The sequence below is a fragment of the Lactobacillus amylolyticus genome (assembly GCF_003999355.1).
Taxonomy (GTDB): Bacteria; Bacillota; Bacilli; order Lactobacillales; family Lactobacillaceae; genus Lactobacillus; species Lactobacillus amylolyticus.
Genome location: NZ_CP031835.1, coordinates 1,245,270 through 1,262,676 on the forward strand (window position 1 = coordinate 1,245,270; position 17,407 = coordinate 1,262,676).

Here is a 17,407-nt window from a genome sequence, read left to right on the forward strand (position 1 = left end):
GATCGATTCCTTTCTAGCTATTAGGAGATTTGTTCTACTTTGATTTGTGGAAGAACAGCATCAATTTGGCTCTTAACAGCAATATCCATAGTAAAGGCAGTTGCAGCACCACAAGCCATTCCGATTCTAAAGCTTTCAGCTGCGTCACCAGTTTCAAAGTAAGTGCCAACAAACCCTGCAATCATTGAGTCACCAGCACCAACTGAGTTAACAGCAGTACCAACAGCACCATTAGCATGGTAAACATGGTCCTTAGTTAAGAGGTAGCCACCATCGCCAGCCATTGAAACCATTACGTTTTGTGCACCCTTTTGCAAAAGCTTTTGTGCATATTCAAGCATTACATCGCTTGAGTCAAAAGTAGTGTTGAACAAGTCTGCTAATTCGTGGTGATTTGGCTTGATTACCAATGGCTTGTATTCCAAAGTATCAAGCAATGCTTGACCAGTAGTATCAACAACAAATTCAGCACCAGCTTCTTTAATAGTTGGAAGAAGTTGTTGATAGAAGTCTGCACCGAGGCTTGGAGTAAGTGAACCGCTCATTACAACGATATCGCCTTTCTTCAAGTCGTTTAAACGATATTTAAATGCAGCAATTTCTTGACTGTCGATTTCTGGACCAGCAGCATTAATTTCGGTTTCCTTTTCGCCGTGGATCTTAACGTTTACACGAGTATTACCAGAAATAGTAACAAAATCACTGACGATTCTCTTTTGGTTAAGTTGACGAATCAATTCCTTACCAGTAAAGCCGCCAACAAAGCCCCAAGCAGTGTTGTCAACATTTAATTGGTTAAGAATTTGGGAAACATTAATTCCCTTGCCTCCAGCTAAAAATGAACAATTACTGGTTCTGTTAACTTCACCAGCATTGACTTTGTCTAATTGCAAAACGTAGTCCAAAGCTGGATTAACAGTAACGGTATAAATCAATTATTTTGCCTCCTCTAGGTTTATTTTGGCAGGTAGTGCCTTTTTTGACTTGATTTAAGTAAATTAGTAACCACAGTTACATCTTTTGCATTAGCAAACACTGCAAAGCTTCGCTTGCCGATTTTTGAAGCATCTGCGAGAACAAAAACTTTTTGTGCTTGCTTCATTTCAGCCATTTTGACTGCTGCTTCTTCGGGATCTGGCGTAGTTAAATTGCCATTTTTTTCAATTCCGTTGGCACCAACAAAACTAGCTGAAAAGTTCATTGCTTTAATCTGCGTTAAAGCTGTTTGCCCTATAGCAGCATGGGTGTCATCCTTCACTCTGCCACCGATCATGATCGTATTAATGCCATGATTCAGGCTGCACAGTGCAGTTTCAACACCGTTGGTAACGATCTTAACATCAGGAATATCAGCAAGAAATGGAACCATTTCATAAGTTGTCGTTCCCGCATCAATGAAAATATTGTCACCTGAATGAACAAAATGCTTCACTGCGTATCTGGCAATTTCAGTCTTAACATCGTGATTAAGATTGAAGCGGATGTTCTGTGAAATGTCACGAGAGAAATTTTTAACTGATTGAGCGCCACCATGAACTCGCTTAAGGAGCCCATCCTTCTCCATTTGAATCAAATCTCGACGAATAGTTGATTCTGAAGCAGCGGTCAATTTACATAGCTCGGCAACACGGCATAATTCGTACTGGTTGACGTAGTTTTCAATTAAACTTTGGCGTTCTTGCGTCAGCATCTTTTTTCACCTCGGCCATTATTGTATACGCTTTCTCATTCAAAAGCAATCATTTTTAGTCAATATAATTCATTATTATTAATAAGTAATCAAAATAATTCATCTTAGGGCATCAAAAAAGCTGATCTTCTCGATCAGCTTTTTACTTTTTATTAATCTTCAGTGTACCAACTAAGCAGATAATTCATCATCGAGCATCTTAGCAATTTCAGCAACAGGCTCACCTGCATTTGCTCTAAACAATGCTAATTCTAAGGACTTCATAATCGTTAGCTTAGCCACAACTTCAGGATTTGCATCAATTAGGCTTCTAATTCCGATGACAAAATTATTGTTTTTGGGAGCTAAATCATTCAGCGCACCAACGCCTAACATTGGCTTGCCTTTTGGAAATTTCTTTTTTCTAACCATTTTTGTCCTTATTTATACATATATTTTGCACATGCTTCTTTAGGATCCATTCCATTGCGGATCTTCAAAGCAAGTTCAATTGAGACATCGGCAATAATCGATTGCGGATCAATCACGTTATAAGGATGATCAGGTGCCTTCTCTTGTGCCAAAGACAATTCAGTACAGCCTAACAAAATTACATTGCAGCCGTAGTCATCATGCATCTTTTGAAGGATTTGATGATAAAGCTTGCCGTCGACAATGCCCTTTTCCTTAATATCACGATAGATCAATTTGGTAACCATCGGCTGAATTTCCGGGCCACCAAATTCTACTTCACGACGAACACGATGAATTTCATCTTCATACAAGTGATCATAAATTGAGCCTTCAGTTGCAATCAGGCCAATTTTGCTTTCTTTAGGATATTCTTCAATAAATTTATGAACGGCAATCCGCATCATATGCAAAAACGGAATATCGGTTAAAGCAGCCAAATCATTGTAGAAATAGTGCGCGGTATTGCATGGCATTACAAAGAAATCAGGATTAAGTTTTGCTTGCCCTAAAACATCATCTTTTAAATCAGGGAAGAAATTAGTCTTGCTATGATCCTTAATATAAGCAGTTCGATCGGGAATTTGCGCATCGTTGACCAAAATATAATTTAAATAGTCCTGGTCACGGGCTATCTTTACTCGATGGTTAATCAGCCGAACGTAGCTTTCTGTCGCAATCGTTCCCATTCCGCCGATTATGCTAAAAAAATGTTTCATTAATAATTCACCTTAATTAAGCTCTAAAGTGTTCCTTATCGCCTTCGAGCTCATTGATAACGTTTTGTGCAACAACAATATCAGATGGATATGGCGTATCTACACCGCGAATCTTTTGGAAGGCATCTGCACCTTTACCACAGATCAAGACAACGTCGTCTTTGCCGGCCATTGCAATCGCATCGTGGATTGCCTTTTTACGGTCAAGCTCAATTGTTACATCACACTTAGAGTGGTCGATGCCAGAATCAATTTCTTCAGCGATTGACTTAGGATCTTCAAAGCCTGGGTCATCAGTTGTCAAAAAGGCCTTATCAGCATAAGCCGTCAAACTTTCACTGAATCCTGGACGACGAGAAACGCCCTTGTCACCAGGAGCACCAACAACCACGATAATCTTTGGATTGTTGAACTCTCTTTTCACGAAGCTCATTAAAGCCATCATTGAAGCCTTATTGTGGGCATAGTCAACAATAACCATTCCATGATCCTTGGTCATTTCAGTTTGCATTCTGCCTGGAATAGTAACGTGGCGAATTCCCTTAGCACAAGCATCATGACTCATACCTGCAAGACCTGCCCCAATAATTGCGGCAGTAGCGTTGGATTCATTAAAGTCACCGATCATTTGCAAAGTGTATTCGCCATTGATTGGCAATTGCTTAGCCTTGTCGCTAACGCAGAACAATTTGAAGCGAGTTTCCCGCATATCAGTTTCTTGAGAAGCATATCTAAAGTCAATTGGAACGTTCAACTTTGGATTTTCGAAGTTTTCACTGGCAAATAAGTAAATGCTGTCTGGATTAGTAGTCGTTGTTGCTGCAGCATAAATTTCGTCAAAGTGATCACTTTCTGCATTGATGATACATTTACGTGAGTTCACCATTAATTGCAACTTGCAGTGCAGATAATCCGCAAAGTTAGGGTGTTCATTTGGTCCAATATGGTCTGGGGTAATGTTTAAGAAAAAGCCCAGGTCATAAGTCAAACCGAATACACGATTCTTCTTGTAAGCTTGACTGGAAACTTCCATTACCAAGTGGGTCATGCCATTATCAACAGCACGGCGCATATCGCGGAACAAGTCCAAACTTTCTGGCGTGGTCAAACTTGACTTAAAGCTGTCTTCTGGTCTTCTGCCGACAATATCGTTAACTGAAGAAATAAGAGCGGTGCGGCCACCATTCATTTGGTCAAGCATCCCTTTTAAGAAGTAAGCAGAAGTTGTTTTACCCTTAGTTCCAGTAAAGGCAACAACATACAAATCATCTTGTGGGAAACGGAAGAAAGCAGCTGACAAAAGTGCCATTGCCTTGGAAACATCACGCACAATTAAGGCATGCATGCCTTTTCCTTCTGGATATGGTTGTTCAGCAACGTAGCAAATAGCACCGTTGTCTTTAGCCATTGATAAATACGTTGGTCTGAAACCAGCACCTTTACAGAAAAATAAAGTGTTAGTTTGAATGTCGCGAGAATCGTATGATACGTATTCCATTTTAGTTACGACTGCATCTTGAACTGCACTTGATTTTAAAAGGTGGTGTTCCTTCAAAATCAAAATACAGGTGTTTAGAGAAATACTCATTTCTTTATCTCCTCGAATAGATCTTATTGTTTCAGTCAAAATTATAACACAGCTAGTGCTTACTTTTTGCTTTCTCTGGATCAAGCGGCAAACGAATAATAAAACTGGTCCAATTATCATCGGATACACATCTGATGGTTCCGCGGTGCAGATCAACTACACTTTTAGTAATTGAAAGCCCCAGACCGGTTCCGCCTGTTTTGGTATTACGCGAGGTCTCTACACGGTAAAAACGCTCAAAAATTTTCTTAAGCGAAGCCTTCGGAATCTTGGCTCCATTATTTTCAACTCGCAATTCAACGGTCTGCTTGTTGATCAAATTAGCGATCAGCTTGATTTTGGTAGCACCGGTTCCATATTTAAAAGCATTGTTAATTAAATTGTTGTACACCCGGACCAGTTTTTCCGGATCAGCCTTAATGGTTAAATCCTTGGGCCGAGATGCAATTTCAAAAGTGATTCCTTTTTTCTCGGCTTCTAGTTCAAAACCCGCTTCAACTTGCTCAAGCATTGAATAAATCGGCAATGAAACCAAATTAAGTTTCGTATTGTTGGACTTCAAAGTCGTATATTCAAGCAGATCATTAGCCAAAGACTTCATTTGTTCAGCCTTGGTAAAAGCAATATTGATGTATTTTTGCTGGTCTTCCTGACTAACATTGCCGCTTTTAAGCAAACCCAAGTATCCAATAATTGAAGTCAATGGCGTCCGAATATCATGCGAAACGTTAGTAATCAATTCATCTTTAGATTGTTCAATCGCTTTTTCTTCATTAATCGAATTGACGGTACTGTCAACCAAAGAGTTAATCGAGTCAATTACTCGCTGCAAGTCGGTTCTAACTGCAAAAGGGATCCGATGATCGAAATGACCATCCGCAATATAATGCAGTTCTAAAATGACATGCCGCAGCTGCATTTGGTGATAGCGTCGGATTAAGCGCCAGTACAAAACGATTAAATCAGCAATCCCCATTAAAATAATGAAAAGTCGCTGCCAGGACCAAAGATGATAATTTCCGGCAAAAGTCATAGTTTTCTTCAGAAAATAAATGCCGTTGACTAAATTTTCATCTTGCAAAATTGCCAAATGAATCAAAATGATGATTGATAGATTCAGCAGCAGCAACAAAACAATAGTAACTACCCCTTCGGCGAAAAGCTCGCTTTTTTCAGCAGCAGTAAGCTTTACACGCTCTTTTTTCATTAACTAGGCCTCTACTTTGTAACCTACACCCCAAACAGTTTGAATAACGTCTTCGCCGCCTGTTGCTTTTTGAATCTTGTCACGCAAGTGGGAAACGTGGACCATAACGGTTTTAGCAGAAACAATTGATTCTTGTTGCCAAACACGTTCGAAAATTTCATCAGCTGAAAATACGCGGTTAGGATGGCTGGCAAGCAAATATAAAATGCCGAATTCCAAAGCAGTCAATTGAATTGCCTTGCCATCAATCGTTTTAACTTCGTGTGAATCGCGGTTGATAACTAGTGGTCCAACTTCAAGCACATCCGGTTTTTCATCTTTAACTTGCTTTTGACTTCTGCGCAGCAATGAACGAACACGCGCCATAACTTCCAGCGGATTGAATGGCTTTGAAACATAATCGTCGGCCCCAGTGATCAAGCCTTGAATCTTGTCCATGTCGCTTGTCTTAGCAGAAACGACAATAATTGGAATATCGGAATCTTTTCTAACTTCCTTGATAACTTCAATTCCTGACATATTTGGCATCATAATATCCAAAATCATCAAAGCAATATCAGGGGTTGTGGTCAACTTAGTAATTGCTTCTTTGCCACTATAAGCTGCAATTGGCTCATAGCCTTCGTTTTTTAAATAAATACTCAATAATTCAACGATTTCCTTATCGTCATCTACAACTAAGATTTTCACAAAGAAAACCCCTCTCTTTTTAAACTTAGTTTGTTCTTAAAAAATAATAAAAATAATCCATGTATAGTTTAGCAGACTTGCTTTATTATATTTTACCTATTTTCTAAATAACTAGTTAAACAACAGCTTAGTTTTAAAGAAAAATAAAAAGAATCCTCATGGATTCTTCTTAAATCTCTATTTAATTTCTTTCTTGCCAGTGTAGAGCTCGTAGTAGTAACCCTTTTGCTTAAGAAGCTGTTCATGGTTGCCGGATTCAATGATATGACCGTGATCAAGAACCAAAATCAAATCAGAGTTAACAATTGTCGACAATCTGTGGGCAATAACGAAACTGGTTCTGCCGGCAAGCAAGTTATCCATCCCGGCTTGAACCATCTTTTCTGTTCGCGTATCAATGCTTGACGTTGCTTCATCAAGGATCATTACTGGATCATCAGCGATCATCGCTCTAGCAATACTTAACAGCTGCATCTGTCCTTGTGACAAGTCACCGCCGTTACCGTCAATGACCGTTTCATAACCATCATCAAGTTCATGAATAAATTCATCGGCGTGCGACAAACGTGCTGCTTGGTAAACTTCATCATCACTGGCATCAGGATTGCCGAAGCGGATATTATCCATAATCGTACCAGTAAACATGTGCGTTTCCTGCAAAACGACTGAAAGTGATTGACGCAAGTCATCCTTTTTAATTTTCTTAATTGGAATCCCGTCATAAGTAATCTTGCCGGAATCAATTTCGTAGAAACGATTAAGTATGTTGGAAATCGTAGTCTTGCCGGCCCCGGTTTCACCAACTAAAGCAACTTTCATCCCTGGCTTGGCATCGATATTGATATCATGCAAAATCTGCTTTTCAGGTACATATGAGAAGTTCACATGATCAAAGACAATGTGACCGCGAACTGGCACTTTCTTCGTTGTGCCATCTGCTTGTGGAACATTCCAATTCCAGGCGCCTTCAACGTTATCATCTTTAGAAATAGTAACAACGCCATCGTCTTCTTCAACCGGTTCATCTTCCAACTGGAAAATTCTTCTGGCACCGGCCAAAGCCATGACGATTGAGTTCAACTGCTGTGAAATCTGCGCAATTGGCTGAGTAAATTGTCTTGATAATTGCAAGAAGGAAGCAATTGCACCCAGTGTTAATGGAGCCCAATTGTTAATAGCAGCTGCCCCACCAAAGATTGCGATTAAAACATAGAGCAAGTTACCCATGTTACCCATGATTGGGAACAAAACTGTGGCATAGGTGTTAGCCTTGCCTGAAGCCTGACGCAATTCTTCGTTATAAACGTCAAAGCCTTCCCTGGTTTCTGGCTCATGAGAAAAGACCTTGATAACCTTTAACCCATTAAGCATTTCTTCGCTATAACCATTGATTTGACCCAACTTGTTCTGCTGTACTTGGAAGTAGTGGCTGGATTTTTTAGTTAAGAAACGAACGATTCCGATAGAGAGGGCGAAGATGATCATTGAGAAGATGGTCAATTGCCAACTCAAACTAAACATGGCTGCGATAACGAAGATTAAAATCAAAATCGAATTGGTAAATTGCGGAATTGACTGTGAAATCATCTGCATCAAGGTATCAATATCGTTGGTGTAACGAGACATGATATCGCCGTAATCATTTTGGTCGAAATAAGAAATCGGCAAATGCTCCATGTGAGTGAACATGTTGTTACGAACCCGGAATTGAACCTTCTGCCCTAAAATCCCCATCAAAACGGTAAAGAGATAGTTTGAAATAAAACCAATTGCATAAATTCCAAACATTACCGCGATCGCATATGCAAGGGGACCATAATTAGGAGCTTGATCCTGCTGCACTTTTTTTAATAAAGGCGTGATGTAGTCGTTAATCAAACGCTCAATAAAAAGCGTCCCGATAACATTGGCTCCGGCCGCCAAAATAATTGTGACCAGCGCGGTGAAGAACATCCATGGACTAGTAGTAACGACTAATTTAAGCAAACGGGCTAAAGTCTTGGAACGATATCCCTTCATTTCATTTTTGCTGATAGTTTGATCCAAAATTAGTCACCCCTACTTTCCAGTTTCTTCTTGGAACTTGGCAATTGAACTGTACAATTGGTTGCGTTTGAGCAATTCCTCGTGAGTTCCGATATCTTCAATCTTACCGTGATTCATAACGATGATTCTGTCAGCATCCTTAATTGAAACAATTCTTTGAGAAATGATAATCTTAGTCGTTTCTGGCATATCTTTAGCTAATGACTCTCTGATTTCACGTTCAGTATTTGTATCAACAGCTGAAGTTGAATCATCCAAGATCAAAATCTTTGGTTTCTTCAAAAGCGCACGAGCAATGGTAATTCTTTGCTTCTGACCACCAGAAACGTTGTTACCGCCCTGTTCAACCATTGTGTCATAACCGTCAGGCATTTCACGAATGAAGCCATCAGCATGCGCAATCTTTGCGGCTGCAACTACTTCTTCATCAGTTGCGTTTTCGTTACCCCACTTCAGGTTTTCCTTTACCGTGCCAGAGAACAAAACATTGTTTTGCAAAACCATCGCAACATTGTCACGCAAAGCTTTCAAATCATAGGACTTAACATTATGACCTGCAACTCTAACGGCACCTGAAGTTACATCATACAATCTTGGAATCATTGAAACCAAGGTTGATTTTGATGAACCAGTTTCACCAATAATTCCGATCGTTTCACCAGGACTAATTCGTAAATTGATATCATTTAATGCTAAGGCCTTATCATCAGGATTATATTTGAAGTTTACATGATCAAAAACAATTTCGCCGTTAGTTACGTTCTCAACTGGTTTTCTTGGATTTTCAATTGCTGGTTTTTCTTCAATTACGTTAGCAATTCTGCGACCACTAGCTCCAGAAATAATCAACTGGGTAGCAATCATGGCTAAGATATTCAAACTGAACAAAACTGAATTTGAGTAAGAGAACATTGAAACCAATTGACCGGTTTGCAAAGTTCCACCAACAATTTCCTTAGCGCCAAACCAACAAATGGCTAATGTAGCAATGTTTAAGACCGCTGCAACGACCAAGGAGTTTAATGAAATAATTTTTTGTGCAGTTGAGAATAGCTTGTAAATGAAGCCGGAAGACTTTTCAAATTTCGCAATTTGTGATTCTTCTTGAACATAGGTCTTAACTTCACGAATACCACGAACATTTTCACGAACAACTTGGTTCATCTTGTCGTAACCCTTGAAGATCCGTGGGAAGTATGGGTATGCACCACGAATAATTAAGGCCAAAATAATGACGAAGATTGGCGCAATTACTAAGAAAATTAACGACAATCTCGGACTGATGATGACTGACATGACTACTGAAACAATAAGCATCATTGGTGCTCTAACGGCAATTCTGATAATAATCTGATATGCCAGCTGCACGTTGTTAACGTCAGTCGTCAAACGGGTTACCAAACTTGAACTTGAAAATTTGTCAATATTTTCAAAAGCGTAATCTAGTATGTGATAAAACATGTCTTTACGCAAATTAGCAGCAAAACCAGCAGCAGCATGTGCTGCAACATAACTGGCACTTGCCCCGAGAAACAAGGAAACAATTGTAATACCTAATAAGATCAACCCCCACTTAGTGATATAAGGCATGTTTCCTTTCATAATTCCTTTATCAATCAAAATCCCTACCAAATATGGAATCAGCATTTCAATGATAACTTCACCGATAACACATAACGGTGACAGCAAGGAAAGTTTTTTATACTGCCGAATCGATTTACTCAGCGTTTTAATCAATTAAAGCCCTCCTTTACGTGAAAACGATCGCAAATACAACTTTAAAAAAGGATAAATGAGGAAACTCATTTATCCTTTTTTAAAAGACATATGTTTAGTTTATACCTATTTTTAATAAATTTCACATTATTTGCTTTTACCACTTTGTGGATTTGGCATAAAAACAGAACCTGTAATGTGATAGTACTTTCTAAAGTAGCAACGGCCAGCGAAGGCAATTACGGCAATAATCAAGTATGCAATTCCTGGCAAGACCGGATTAATTACTTTAAAGATTGGCAACATGAAGATGCCCATCAGAACGAATAAACCAACAACAAAGAGTGCGGAAATACCCAATAATTTTGGCCAGGACATCTTTGGACGGCGGTTGTCCTTAGATTTTGGCATCGTCCATTCATTGTATTTAGCCCAGAATACACCAAGCAAAATACAAAATACCAAAATAGTTAAGACACCATTTTGCGTACTTTGAATCTTGGTATTAAAAATTCCCATCAAACCATAAAAGGCAGTGAAAGTTCCTAACCAAAGCAAAGTAGAGTCTGTTGCTCTTTGCCAAAATGGAATATCCATCAATGTTTTTGGCTTTTTTTCAGGGTGAAGAATTTGTTCAGCCTTAATAGATGGTGAAGCCATATAAAGGTCATTAGCTGGCTGACCGCGACGCTGAGCAATAATGATTTCTGGCAATAATTGGTCAACGCGTGCGGCAGCATCGTCAGCATTCATATTGCCTTGTTTTTCCAACTCTTTTTGCAAACGGAAAACGTAATCTGAATTTTTATTGCTGAGCTTGGTTCTTAATTCTGCAGATGACATGTTCTTGATTTCGTCAGCCTCAGTTTTTGCCTTTAATTTTGCTTGTTTTTCTTGATCGATTCTTGCAGTATTTTCTTTTTTCTCTTCTGCCATTTTATCTCCTAGACATTGAATCTAAATTCAATAATGTCACCGTCTTGAACCACGTAATCCTTACCTTCAAGACGAAGCTTACCTGCTTCCTTAACCTTTTGCATTGTTTCAAGCTTATCTAAGTCATCGAATGAAACAACTTCGGCACGAATAAATCCACGTTCAAAGTCAGAGTGAATAATTCCGGCAACTTGTGGTGCCTTCATTCCTTGATGGAAAGTCCAAGCACGGGTTTCTGGACCACCAGCAGTAAAGAATGTTCTAAGGCCTAAAATATGGTAAGCAGCACGAATCAAACGGTTCAAGCCTGGTTCTTTAACGCCTTCCATTTCAAGCATTTCTTGCTTTTCATCACCATCAAGACCAGCGATTTGTTCTTCAGCAGATGCGGAAATACCTAAAGCTTCAGCACCTTCACTTTCAGCATGCTTCTTAACGATTTGGAAGTATTTGTCGCTTTCTGGATCAGCCATTGAACTTTCAGCAATATTTGCAACATAGATAACTGGCTTAGCAGTAAGCAAGAACAAGCCTTTAACAATCTTTTGTTCATCCTTGTTGAAGTCGATTGAACGAGCAGCCTTGCCTTCTTCCAAAACTGGCTTTAATTTTTCAAGCACAGCCATTTCAGCCTTAGCTTCCCTATCGCCTTGTTGAGCAATTTTCTTAACCTTGCCGATTCTGCGGTTAACAGCATCAAGGTCGGCAATTGCTAATTCCAAGTTAATGGTATTGATATCTTCCTCTGGATCAACCTTGCCAGTTACAGAAGTGATGTTGTCATCGTCAAAGGCACGAACAACGTGAATAATCGCATCTGTTTGACGAATGTTTTCAAGGAACTTGTTACCAAGACCTTCACCCTTTGAAGCGCCTTTTACCAAACCAGCAATATCAGTAAATTCAAAAGTAGTGTGTACGATCTTCTTAGCAGGAATCAATTCTTGAATTCTAGCTAAACGTTCATCAGGAACTTCAACCATCCCAACATTTGGCTCAATAGTAGCGAATGGATAGTTGGCCATTTCAGCTCCAGCTTTAGTGATTGCGTTAAACAAAGTTGACTTACCAACGTTTGGCAAACCAACAATACCAGCAGTTAATGCCATTTTTATCCTCGTTTTCTTTATCTAAAATTTTCTTATATCTATACTTTATAACAATTATTGCCTTTTTGTCTTAAAAGTTTGGCCGACGCAGGTTTTCTTTTGGCAAATAAAATTCTTTCTTTTTATTCACCGGATCATTTGCCTTTGTCAAAACTTTTTTAAGCTTGTGGTTAAACTCTGCGCGTGGCATCATAATCGTCCGTCCACAGCCTAAACATTTGAGCCGGATATCTGCACCTAAACGCATGATTTCCCAATTATTTTTTTGACAAGCATGTGGCTTTTTCATTTGAACCGTGTCAGCCAAAGCATATTCTTCATTTTTAATCATCGAGATCAACGCCTAAAATATCCAAAATCCGATTCAATTCATCAGTTGAGGCAAAGTCGATTGATAAATGACCTTTACCTTTTTTGGACTCAGAAATATTTACATTTAAGCCAAATTTATTAGCCAATTGACTTTCGCTTGCCCGAATAAAAGCAGATTTGCGAACTGTTTTCTTTCTTGGCTTCTTGGAATTGATTTGGGCAACCAATGCTTCAACCTTCCGCACTGGCATCCCTTGTTTGACAACTCTTTTGGCTACTTCATCAATCTTGTCTTTATCCTTCAAGCCAAGCAAAGTTCTTGCTTGACCCATTGATAACTCGCCATGTTGCAGCAAACGCTTGGTTTTGCTAGGCAAAGTAAGCAAACGCAAATAATTGGCAATATATGGACGAGATTTGCCCATGCGCTTGGAAACTTCTTCTTGAGTCAGACCCAGGTTCTTTTGCAGCATTTCATAAGCCTGTGCTTCTTCAAGTGGCGTCAAGTCTTCACGCTGCAGATTTTCCAACACGGCAACTTCCATCATTTGGCTTTCGTCAAAATTGCGGATAATTGCTGGGATAGTCTTCTTCTTGGCTAATTTAGAAGCACGGCAGCGTCTTTCACCAGCGATAATTTCATAACCATTAATTGACTTGCGAACGATAATTGGCTGAAAAACGCCGTTTTCTTTAATTGAATCAGCAAGTTCCTTTAAACTCTTATTGTCAAAGTTTTTTCTTGGTTGGTAAGGGTTGGGACGAATCTCATCTAAAGAAAGATCTTGTACTTCTTCGGTCGTATCGATTTGCGGTTCATCTTCAAAAAGAGCTTCAATTCCGCGACCTAAACCGCCCTTTTTTCTATGTTCTTTACTTTTTGAGTCTCTTGCCATGAGCTTTTAGCACCTCTCTTGCTAAATCATCATAAACCTTAGCTCCACGAGAACGTGGTGCATATTCCGTAATCGGTTGACCGTAACTTGGAGCTTCCGCCAATTTCGTGATTCTCGGAATGATTGTCTTATAAACTTTTTTATTAAAGTAGGATTGAACTTCCTTAACGACTTCCCCACCCAGATTAGTACGTGCATCAAGCATTGTCAGCAAAACGCCTTCCACGCCAAGATCCTTATTGAAATGCTTTTGAACCAAACGAATGGTATTCAGCAATTGGCTCAAACCTTCCATAGCGTAATATTCACTCTGCACTGGGATCAAGATTGAGTCGGATGCAGTGAAGGCATTGATTGAAAGCTGACCTAGAGATGGCGGACAATCGATGAAGACAAAATCATAGTCATCATCTACAGCATCAAGGGCTGACTTTAGCCGCGTTTCACGGGCCATCATGCTAATCAATTCTGTTTCAGCCCCTGACAGATTAATCGTTGCTGGCACGATATCCAGTCTCTTGGTAGAAGTATGGTGAATCGTTTCTTTTAAAGGAATTTCATCAATCAAAACATTGTAGATATCTTGATCAATTGATGATTTTTCAATTCCTAAACCAGAAGTAGCATTTCCCTGAGGATCGATATCAACAATCAAAACTCGATATCCACGTTCCGCAATTGAGGCTGCTAAATTGATGGTAGTAGTGGTTTTGCCAACTCCACCTTTTTGATTGGCAACCGAAATTACGCTTACCATATGTTCATGCCCCCTACTTTCTCTTTAATTCAATAGTAATGCGATAATCGTCAGGATCATTGTTTTCTTGGACTTTAACCTTGATTCCTGAATCCTTGGCCAATTTAACCGCCTGCTTAATCGTGTTGATTTGAACCTTTAAATCTTTTGGCATCCGGCGTGCAACCCGCGTTCTCTTCTCAGACTTGACCTGATCCTTCTTCTTAAAGTAGCCATCGACGTCTTTGGCAATTTCTTCGGTTTCTTTAACATTCAGATTATTATCCAAAATTTCGTCAACCATTCGGCTCTGATCTCTTTCGCTTAAGCCAACCAATACTCGACCATGACGGGCAGAAATCTCACCGCTGGCTAAATAGCTCTGCACCTTTGGCGTTAATTTCAAAAGACGCAATTTATTTGCCACATAAGATTGGGACTTGCCCATATTCTTAGCAAGCTGCGTTTGGGTCAAATTGTTGAGCTTCATCAAATTTTTATAAGCCTTAGCTTCATCGATTGGATTTAAATTTTCCCGTTGCAGGTTTTCGATCAAAGCTAGCGATGCTGCTTGATCATCATTCATGTTATTGACGATTGCAGGGATCTTTTCCCAGCCTAAGCTTTGGGCAGCCCGGAAACGTCGCTCACCAGCAATAATTTCGTAGCCGTATTCATTTTCACGAACAACGATTGGCTGAAGCAGTCCCTCTTTATCAAGAGTTTGAGCCAATTCTTTAATTGATTCTTCTGAGAATTGACGCCGTGGTTGAAACTTATTAGGCGTGATTTTGCTTAATTCAATATCCTGAATTTGTTTGTTTTTTGGAATTTCATCACGGTGTTTGTTAAAAGAAAAAAGTGACATGCTACTTCCTCCATTACTTTATTGGTTTGCGCCGTGGAGTCCCTGCCTGGCGTGGGTATTTTTTCGGCGTTTGTTTAATCTTTTTAATTAAAATCAGGGTCCGTTCCTCGTCACTATTTGGCAAAGTTAATTCGGTTTCGCTAACTTTTTCTCCGCCTAAAACTTGGATCGCCTTGCTGCTTTCCTCCAGTTCGCCTTCAACCTTTGGACCCTTCAAGGCTACAAAATAGCCGCCTTTTTTAACTAAGGGCAAGCAATATTCGCTTAAAACCGTCATGTTGGCAACGGCTCTTGCAGTCACAAGATCAAAATGCTCGCGGTAAAGCTTATTCTGACCAACATCTTCGGCCCGGCCGTGAACCAATTCGACTTCACTTAAGCCTAGTTTGGCAATTAATTCTTTTAAGAAAGTCAGTCTTTTGGCAAGTGAGTCAACGATTGTAATCTTTAAATCTGGCAGCAAAATTTTTAACGGAATTGATGGAAAACCTGCACCAGCACCAACATCACAGAGATTTGCCCCTTTAGTAAAGACATCCTTAAAAGTAAAAAGTGGCGTAATGCTATCAAAGAAGTGTTTTAAATAAACATCTTCTTTGTCAGTGATTCTGGTCAAATTAACATGTTCGTTAGTTTCTACCAAATCTTTAAAATATTGTTCAAATTGTGTTTTTTGCTTGTCTGTTAAATCAAAATTATGTTTTGCTAGTTCTTGGACAAATTGCTCAGGATTCATATTTCACCCGTGAAACCGTGTTTCACACTCTATCAATTTAACGCCAAAAATGGCGATTAGTAAAGCTAAATCATCCTTACAATTATGAAGTATTTTAGCCTAATCGTCAAAGTCTATCCTCTAGTAATAGGTTATAATATACGGCAAAGGAGAAAATAACGATATGATTGTCACATTAATTGTTTTAGCTTATCTGGCTTGGCAAGCTTATAAAGGCTATAAAACTGGCTTCATGCACTATATCATCAGTTTGATTTTTGGGGCCATCGTCTTTATGATTGCGATTTTCCTTCAAAATCCATTTGGAAATTGGCTGTACACTCAATTTAGCGGACACCAAATTGCGACGAACACGACGACGGAAATTAATTTGATGATTGCCCGTTTTGCAGCTTTCTTTATCATCCTCTTCGTTGGACGGATGGTAGTTAAGCTGTTCAAGAGTTGGATTCCAAGCAAAAATCCGCATGCAACCAACTTAGGAAGCTTATTAGACAGCGTCTTAGGAGCCCTTTCTTCATTAATCGCAGGCTACTTCTTCGTTTATGTTGGTTTATCAATGTTAAACGCCGTACAACTGCCATGGTTTACGCAACAAACCATTGATTCCAGCTTCCTGCGTTTCATTATTTACAACACGCCGGGACTTTCAAATGGCGTCTTCAACAGCGTCTTCAGTATCGGAAAAGCAGTCGGATAAATTAGAAGATAAAAATAAACCCTCGGATTGGATCATGAGTTCAATTCGGGGGTTATTTTTTATCAAAAATTATCGTAAACGACACGCTCATCGTTATAAACAAATACCGCGCCAAGTCGATCTGGATTATCGTGCCAGCCTGCAATTGGTTTTCCGGCAAAGAAAAGTCGCTTGCATTCGATTTCAGCTTCGACAGAATCTCTCGTAAAGGTCGTTACTCCAGCCAAATCGGTCTTAACCGGATAGCCAGTCCGCGGATCAATTATGTGGTGGTATTTTTTGCCATTAACAACCAAATAGCGTTCGTAGGTACCACTGGTTACTGCCGAACATTCTGGCACCATCACGGAAGCAATATTTTCGCCGCGCGGTTCTTTAGGATCTTGCACGCCAATCGTCCATTGACCATTTGGTCTCTTCGGCGAAGCGCCAACTAATAAAATATTGCCGCCTAAGTTAATAATGCCGCATGCTCCATATGCACGCCACAAATCGCGGATTCGGTCAGCTATCCAGCCCTTTGCAATGCCGCCTAAATCCAGTTCCATTCCTGCTTTGGTCAAAAAGACGGTCTGATCCTCGTCGTTTAATTCAACATTGAATGAATCCGTCAGCTTCATTCTTTCTTTAATTTGAGCATCGGTTGGCACATGTGCGCCTTTAAAGCCAATATGCCACAGTTTAACCACCGGTCCGATTAAAGCATTAAAGCCAAAATTTTGCCGGCTCTCTTTTACAGCCAATTTAATTAAAGAATAAGTACCGCTTGAAACTTGAACTCGCTCTTTTCCCGCAGCATGATTGACATCCATTACTTCGGAAACATCCCGATTTACCGTCAACAGATCTTCATAATGATCAATCAGGTCAAAAGACTTTTGCAATAAATCATCAAAATCATGATCTCTGCCGAAAATCTGCAAAGTGATGGAGGTGCCTAAAGCATGATGATGACCAACAACTTGTTTTTTAGCTAAATTTTCAACAATTTCTTTTTCCATAACTCTG

General features: G+C 39.6%; 17 protein-coding genes and 1 pseudogene. 1 reads left to right on the forward strand and 17 read right to left on the reverse strand.

The features are described 5' to 3' along the window. Positions 1-20: 20 nt before the first annotated feature. From pfkB to rsmG, 16 genes and pseudogenes are all read right to left on the reverse strand, one after another. Positions 21-935 carry a 1-phosphofructokinase gene (gene pfkB / locus D0Z64_RS06425; protein WP_006352383.1) on the reverse strand — a complete coding sequence of 305 codons (915 nt, stop codon included), beginning with the start codon at positions 933-935 and terminating at the stop codon, positions 21-23. Then, positions 936-1,690: pseudogene (locus tag D0Z64_RS06430) on the reverse strand (DeoR/GlpR family DNA-binding transcription regulator). A gap of 171 nt (positions 1,691-1,861) precedes the next feature. After that, positions 1,862-2,101, reverse strand: coding sequence for a bacteriocin immunity protein (locus D0Z64_RS06435; RefSeq protein WP_127345774.1), 240 nt, complete (start codon positions 2,099-2,101; stop codon positions 1,862-1,864). A gap of 8 nt (positions 2,102-2,109) precedes the next feature. Continuing rightward, on the reverse strand, positions 2,110-2,859 hold the full coding sequence (locus tag D0Z64_RS06440; protein ID WP_127345775.1) for an aspartate/glutamate racemase family protein: 750 nt from the start codon (positions 2,857-2,859) through the stop codon (positions 2,110-2,112). Between the two features lie 16 nt (positions 2,860-2,875). After that, positions 2,876-4,447 carry a UDP-N-acetylmuramoyl-L-alanyl-D-glutamate--2,6-diaminopimelate ligase gene (locus D0Z64_RS06445; RefSeq protein WP_080881782.1) on the reverse strand — a complete coding sequence of 524 codons (1,572 nt, stop codon included), beginning with the start codon at positions 4,445-4,447 and terminating at the stop codon, positions 2,876-2,878. A 52-nt stretch (positions 4,448-4,499) separates the two neighbouring features. Further along, positions 4,500-5,654 carry a sensor histidine kinase gene (locus D0Z64_RS06450; RefSeq protein WP_127345776.1) on the reverse strand — a complete coding sequence of 385 codons (1,155 nt, stop codon included), beginning with the start codon at positions 5,652-5,654 and terminating at the stop codon, positions 4,500-4,502. Between the two features lie 3 nt (positions 5,655-5,657). Beyond that, a complete protein-coding gene (locus D0Z64_RS06455) occupies positions 5,658-6,344 on the reverse strand; it encodes a response regulator transcription factor (RefSeq protein ID WP_080881784.1) in 687 nt (228 codons plus the stop codon). 177 nt (positions 6,345-6,521) lie between these two features. Further along, positions 6,522-8,363 (reverse strand): ABC transporter ATP-binding protein, encoded by a 1,842-nt coding sequence (locus tag D0Z64_RS06460; protein ID WP_127345839.1) that lies wholly within the window; start codon positions 8,361-8,363, stop codon positions 6,522-6,524. A 39-nt stretch (positions 8,364-8,402) separates the two neighbouring features. Further along, positions 8,403-10,127, reverse strand: coding sequence for an ABC transporter ATP-binding protein (locus D0Z64_RS06465; RefSeq protein ID WP_127345777.1), 1,725 nt, complete (start codon positions 10,125-10,127; stop codon positions 8,403-8,405). 126 nt (positions 10,128-10,253) lie between these two features. Then, positions 10,254-11,042 (reverse strand): DUF1129 family protein, encoded by a 789-nt coding sequence (locus D0Z64_RS06470; RefSeq protein WP_127345778.1) that lies wholly within the window; start codon positions 11,040-11,042, stop codon positions 10,254-10,256. An 8-nt stretch (positions 11,043-11,050) separates the two neighbouring features. After that, positions 11,051-12,151 (reverse strand): redox-regulated ATPase YchF, encoded by a 1,101-nt coding sequence (ychF, locus tag D0Z64_RS06475; protein ID WP_080881787.1) that lies wholly within the window; start codon positions 12,149-12,151, stop codon positions 11,051-11,053. Between the two features lie 70 nt (positions 12,152-12,221). Next, positions 12,222-12,482, reverse strand: coding sequence for a DUF951 domain-containing protein (locus D0Z64_RS06480; RefSeq protein WP_127345779.1), 261 nt, complete (start codon positions 12,480-12,482; stop codon positions 12,222-12,224). Beyond that, positions 12,475-13,359: a ParB/RepB/Spo0J family partition protein gene (locus tag D0Z64_RS06485; protein WP_006352394.1), complete on the reverse strand. Its 885-nt coding sequence runs from the start codon at positions 13,357-13,359 to the stop codon at positions 12,475-12,477. The genes D0Z64_RS06480 and D0Z64_RS06485 overlap by 8 nt, the downstream gene beginning before the upstream one ends. Continuing rightward, the gene (locus D0Z64_RS06490; protein WP_127345780.1) at positions 13,337-14,116 is read right to left on the reverse strand and encodes a ParA family protein; all 780 of its coding nucleotides are present in this window, start codon (positions 14,114-14,116) and stop codon (positions 13,337-13,339) included. The genes D0Z64_RS06485 and D0Z64_RS06490 overlap by 23 nt, the downstream gene beginning before the upstream one ends. A gap of 13 nt (positions 14,117-14,129) precedes the next feature. After that, positions 14,130-14,963 carry a nucleoid occlusion protein gene (gene noc, locus D0Z64_RS06495; RefSeq protein WP_127345781.1) on the reverse strand — a complete coding sequence of 278 codons (834 nt, stop codon included), beginning with the start codon at positions 14,961-14,963 and terminating at the stop codon, positions 14,130-14,132. Between the two features lie 13 nt (positions 14,964-14,976). Beyond that, complete coding sequence (gene rsmG / locus D0Z64_RS06500; RefSeq protein ID WP_127345782.1) at positions 14,977-15,699, reverse strand: 16S rRNA (guanine(527)-N(7))-methyltransferase RsmG; 723 nt, start codon at positions 15,697-15,699, stop codon at positions 14,977-14,979. Between the two features lie 163 nt (positions 15,700-15,862). Between rsmG and D0Z64_RS06505 the strand changes: the two genes are divergently transcribed. Next, on the forward strand, positions 15,863-16,399 hold the full coding sequence (locus D0Z64_RS06505; RefSeq protein ID WP_127345783.1) for a CvpA family protein: 537 nt from the start codon (positions 15,863-15,865) through the stop codon (positions 16,397-16,399). Positions 16,400-16,461: 62 nt separating this feature from the next. Here D0Z64_RS06505 and D0Z64_RS06510 read toward each other — a convergent pair whose 3' ends face one another. Continuing rightward, positions 16,462-17,400: an FAD:protein FMN transferase gene (locus tag D0Z64_RS06510; RefSeq protein WP_406565675.1), complete on the reverse strand. Its 939-nt coding sequence runs from the start codon at positions 17,398-17,400 to the stop codon at positions 16,462-16,464. Positions 17,401-17,407 lie beyond the last annotated feature (7 nt).

Bases quoted from the DNA above. Each gene is read 5' to 3' on its own strand.
- ychF (WP_080881787.1), bottom strand. From the start codon at position 12,151: ATGGCATTAACTGCTGGTATTGTTGGTTTGCCAAACGTTGGTAAGTCA.
- D0Z64_RS06435 (WP_127345774.1), bottom strand. From the start codon at position 2,101: ATGGTTAGAAAAAAGAAATTTCCAAAAGGCAAGCCAATGTTAGGCGTT.
- D0Z64_RS06490 (WP_127345780.1), bottom strand. From the start codon at position 14,116: ATGGTAAGCGTAATTTCGGTTGCCAATCAAAAAGGTGGAGTTGGCAAA.
- D0Z64_RS06450 (WP_127345776.1), bottom strand. From the start codon at position 5,654: ATGAAAAAAGAGCGTGTAAAGCTTACTGCTGCTGAAAAAAGCGAGCTT.
- D0Z64_RS06460 (WP_127345839.1), bottom strand. From the start codon at position 8,363: ATGAAGGGATATCGTTCCAAGACTTTAGCCCGTTTGCTTAAATTAGTC.
- D0Z64_RS06440 (WP_127345775.1), bottom strand. From the start codon at position 2,859: ATGAAACATTTTTTTAGCATAATCGGCGGAATGGGAACGATTGCGACA.
- D0Z64_RS06485 (WP_006352394.1), bottom strand. From the start codon at position 13,359: ATGGCAAGAGACTCAAAAAGTAAAGAACATAGAAAAAAGGGCGGTTTA.
- D0Z64_RS06510 (WP_406565675.1), bottom strand. From the start codon at position 17,400: ATGGAAAAAGAAATTGTTGAAAATTTAGCTAAAAAACAAGTTGTTGGT.
- D0Z64_RS06480 (WP_127345779.1), bottom strand. From the start codon at position 12,482: ATGATTAAAAATGAAGAATATGCTTTGGCTGACACGGTTCAAATGAAA.
- rsmG (WP_127345782.1), bottom strand. From the start codon at position 15,699: ATGAATCCTGAGCAATTTGTCCAAGAACTAGCAAAACATAATTTTGAT.
- D0Z64_RS06505 (WP_127345783.1), top strand. From the start codon at position 15,863: ATGATTGTCACATTAATTGTTTTAGCTTATCTGGCTTGGCAAGCTTAT.
- noc (WP_127345781.1), bottom strand. From the start codon at position 14,963: ATGTCACTTTTTTCTTTTAACAAACACCGTGATGAAATTCCAAAAAAC.
- D0Z64_RS06445 (WP_080881782.1), bottom strand. From the start codon at position 4,447: ATGAGTATTTCTCTAAACACCTGTATTTTGATTTTGAAGGAACACCAC.
- D0Z64_RS06470 (WP_127345778.1), bottom strand. From the start codon at position 11,042: ATGGCAGAAGAGAAAAAAGAAAATACTGCAAGAATCGATCAAGAAAAA.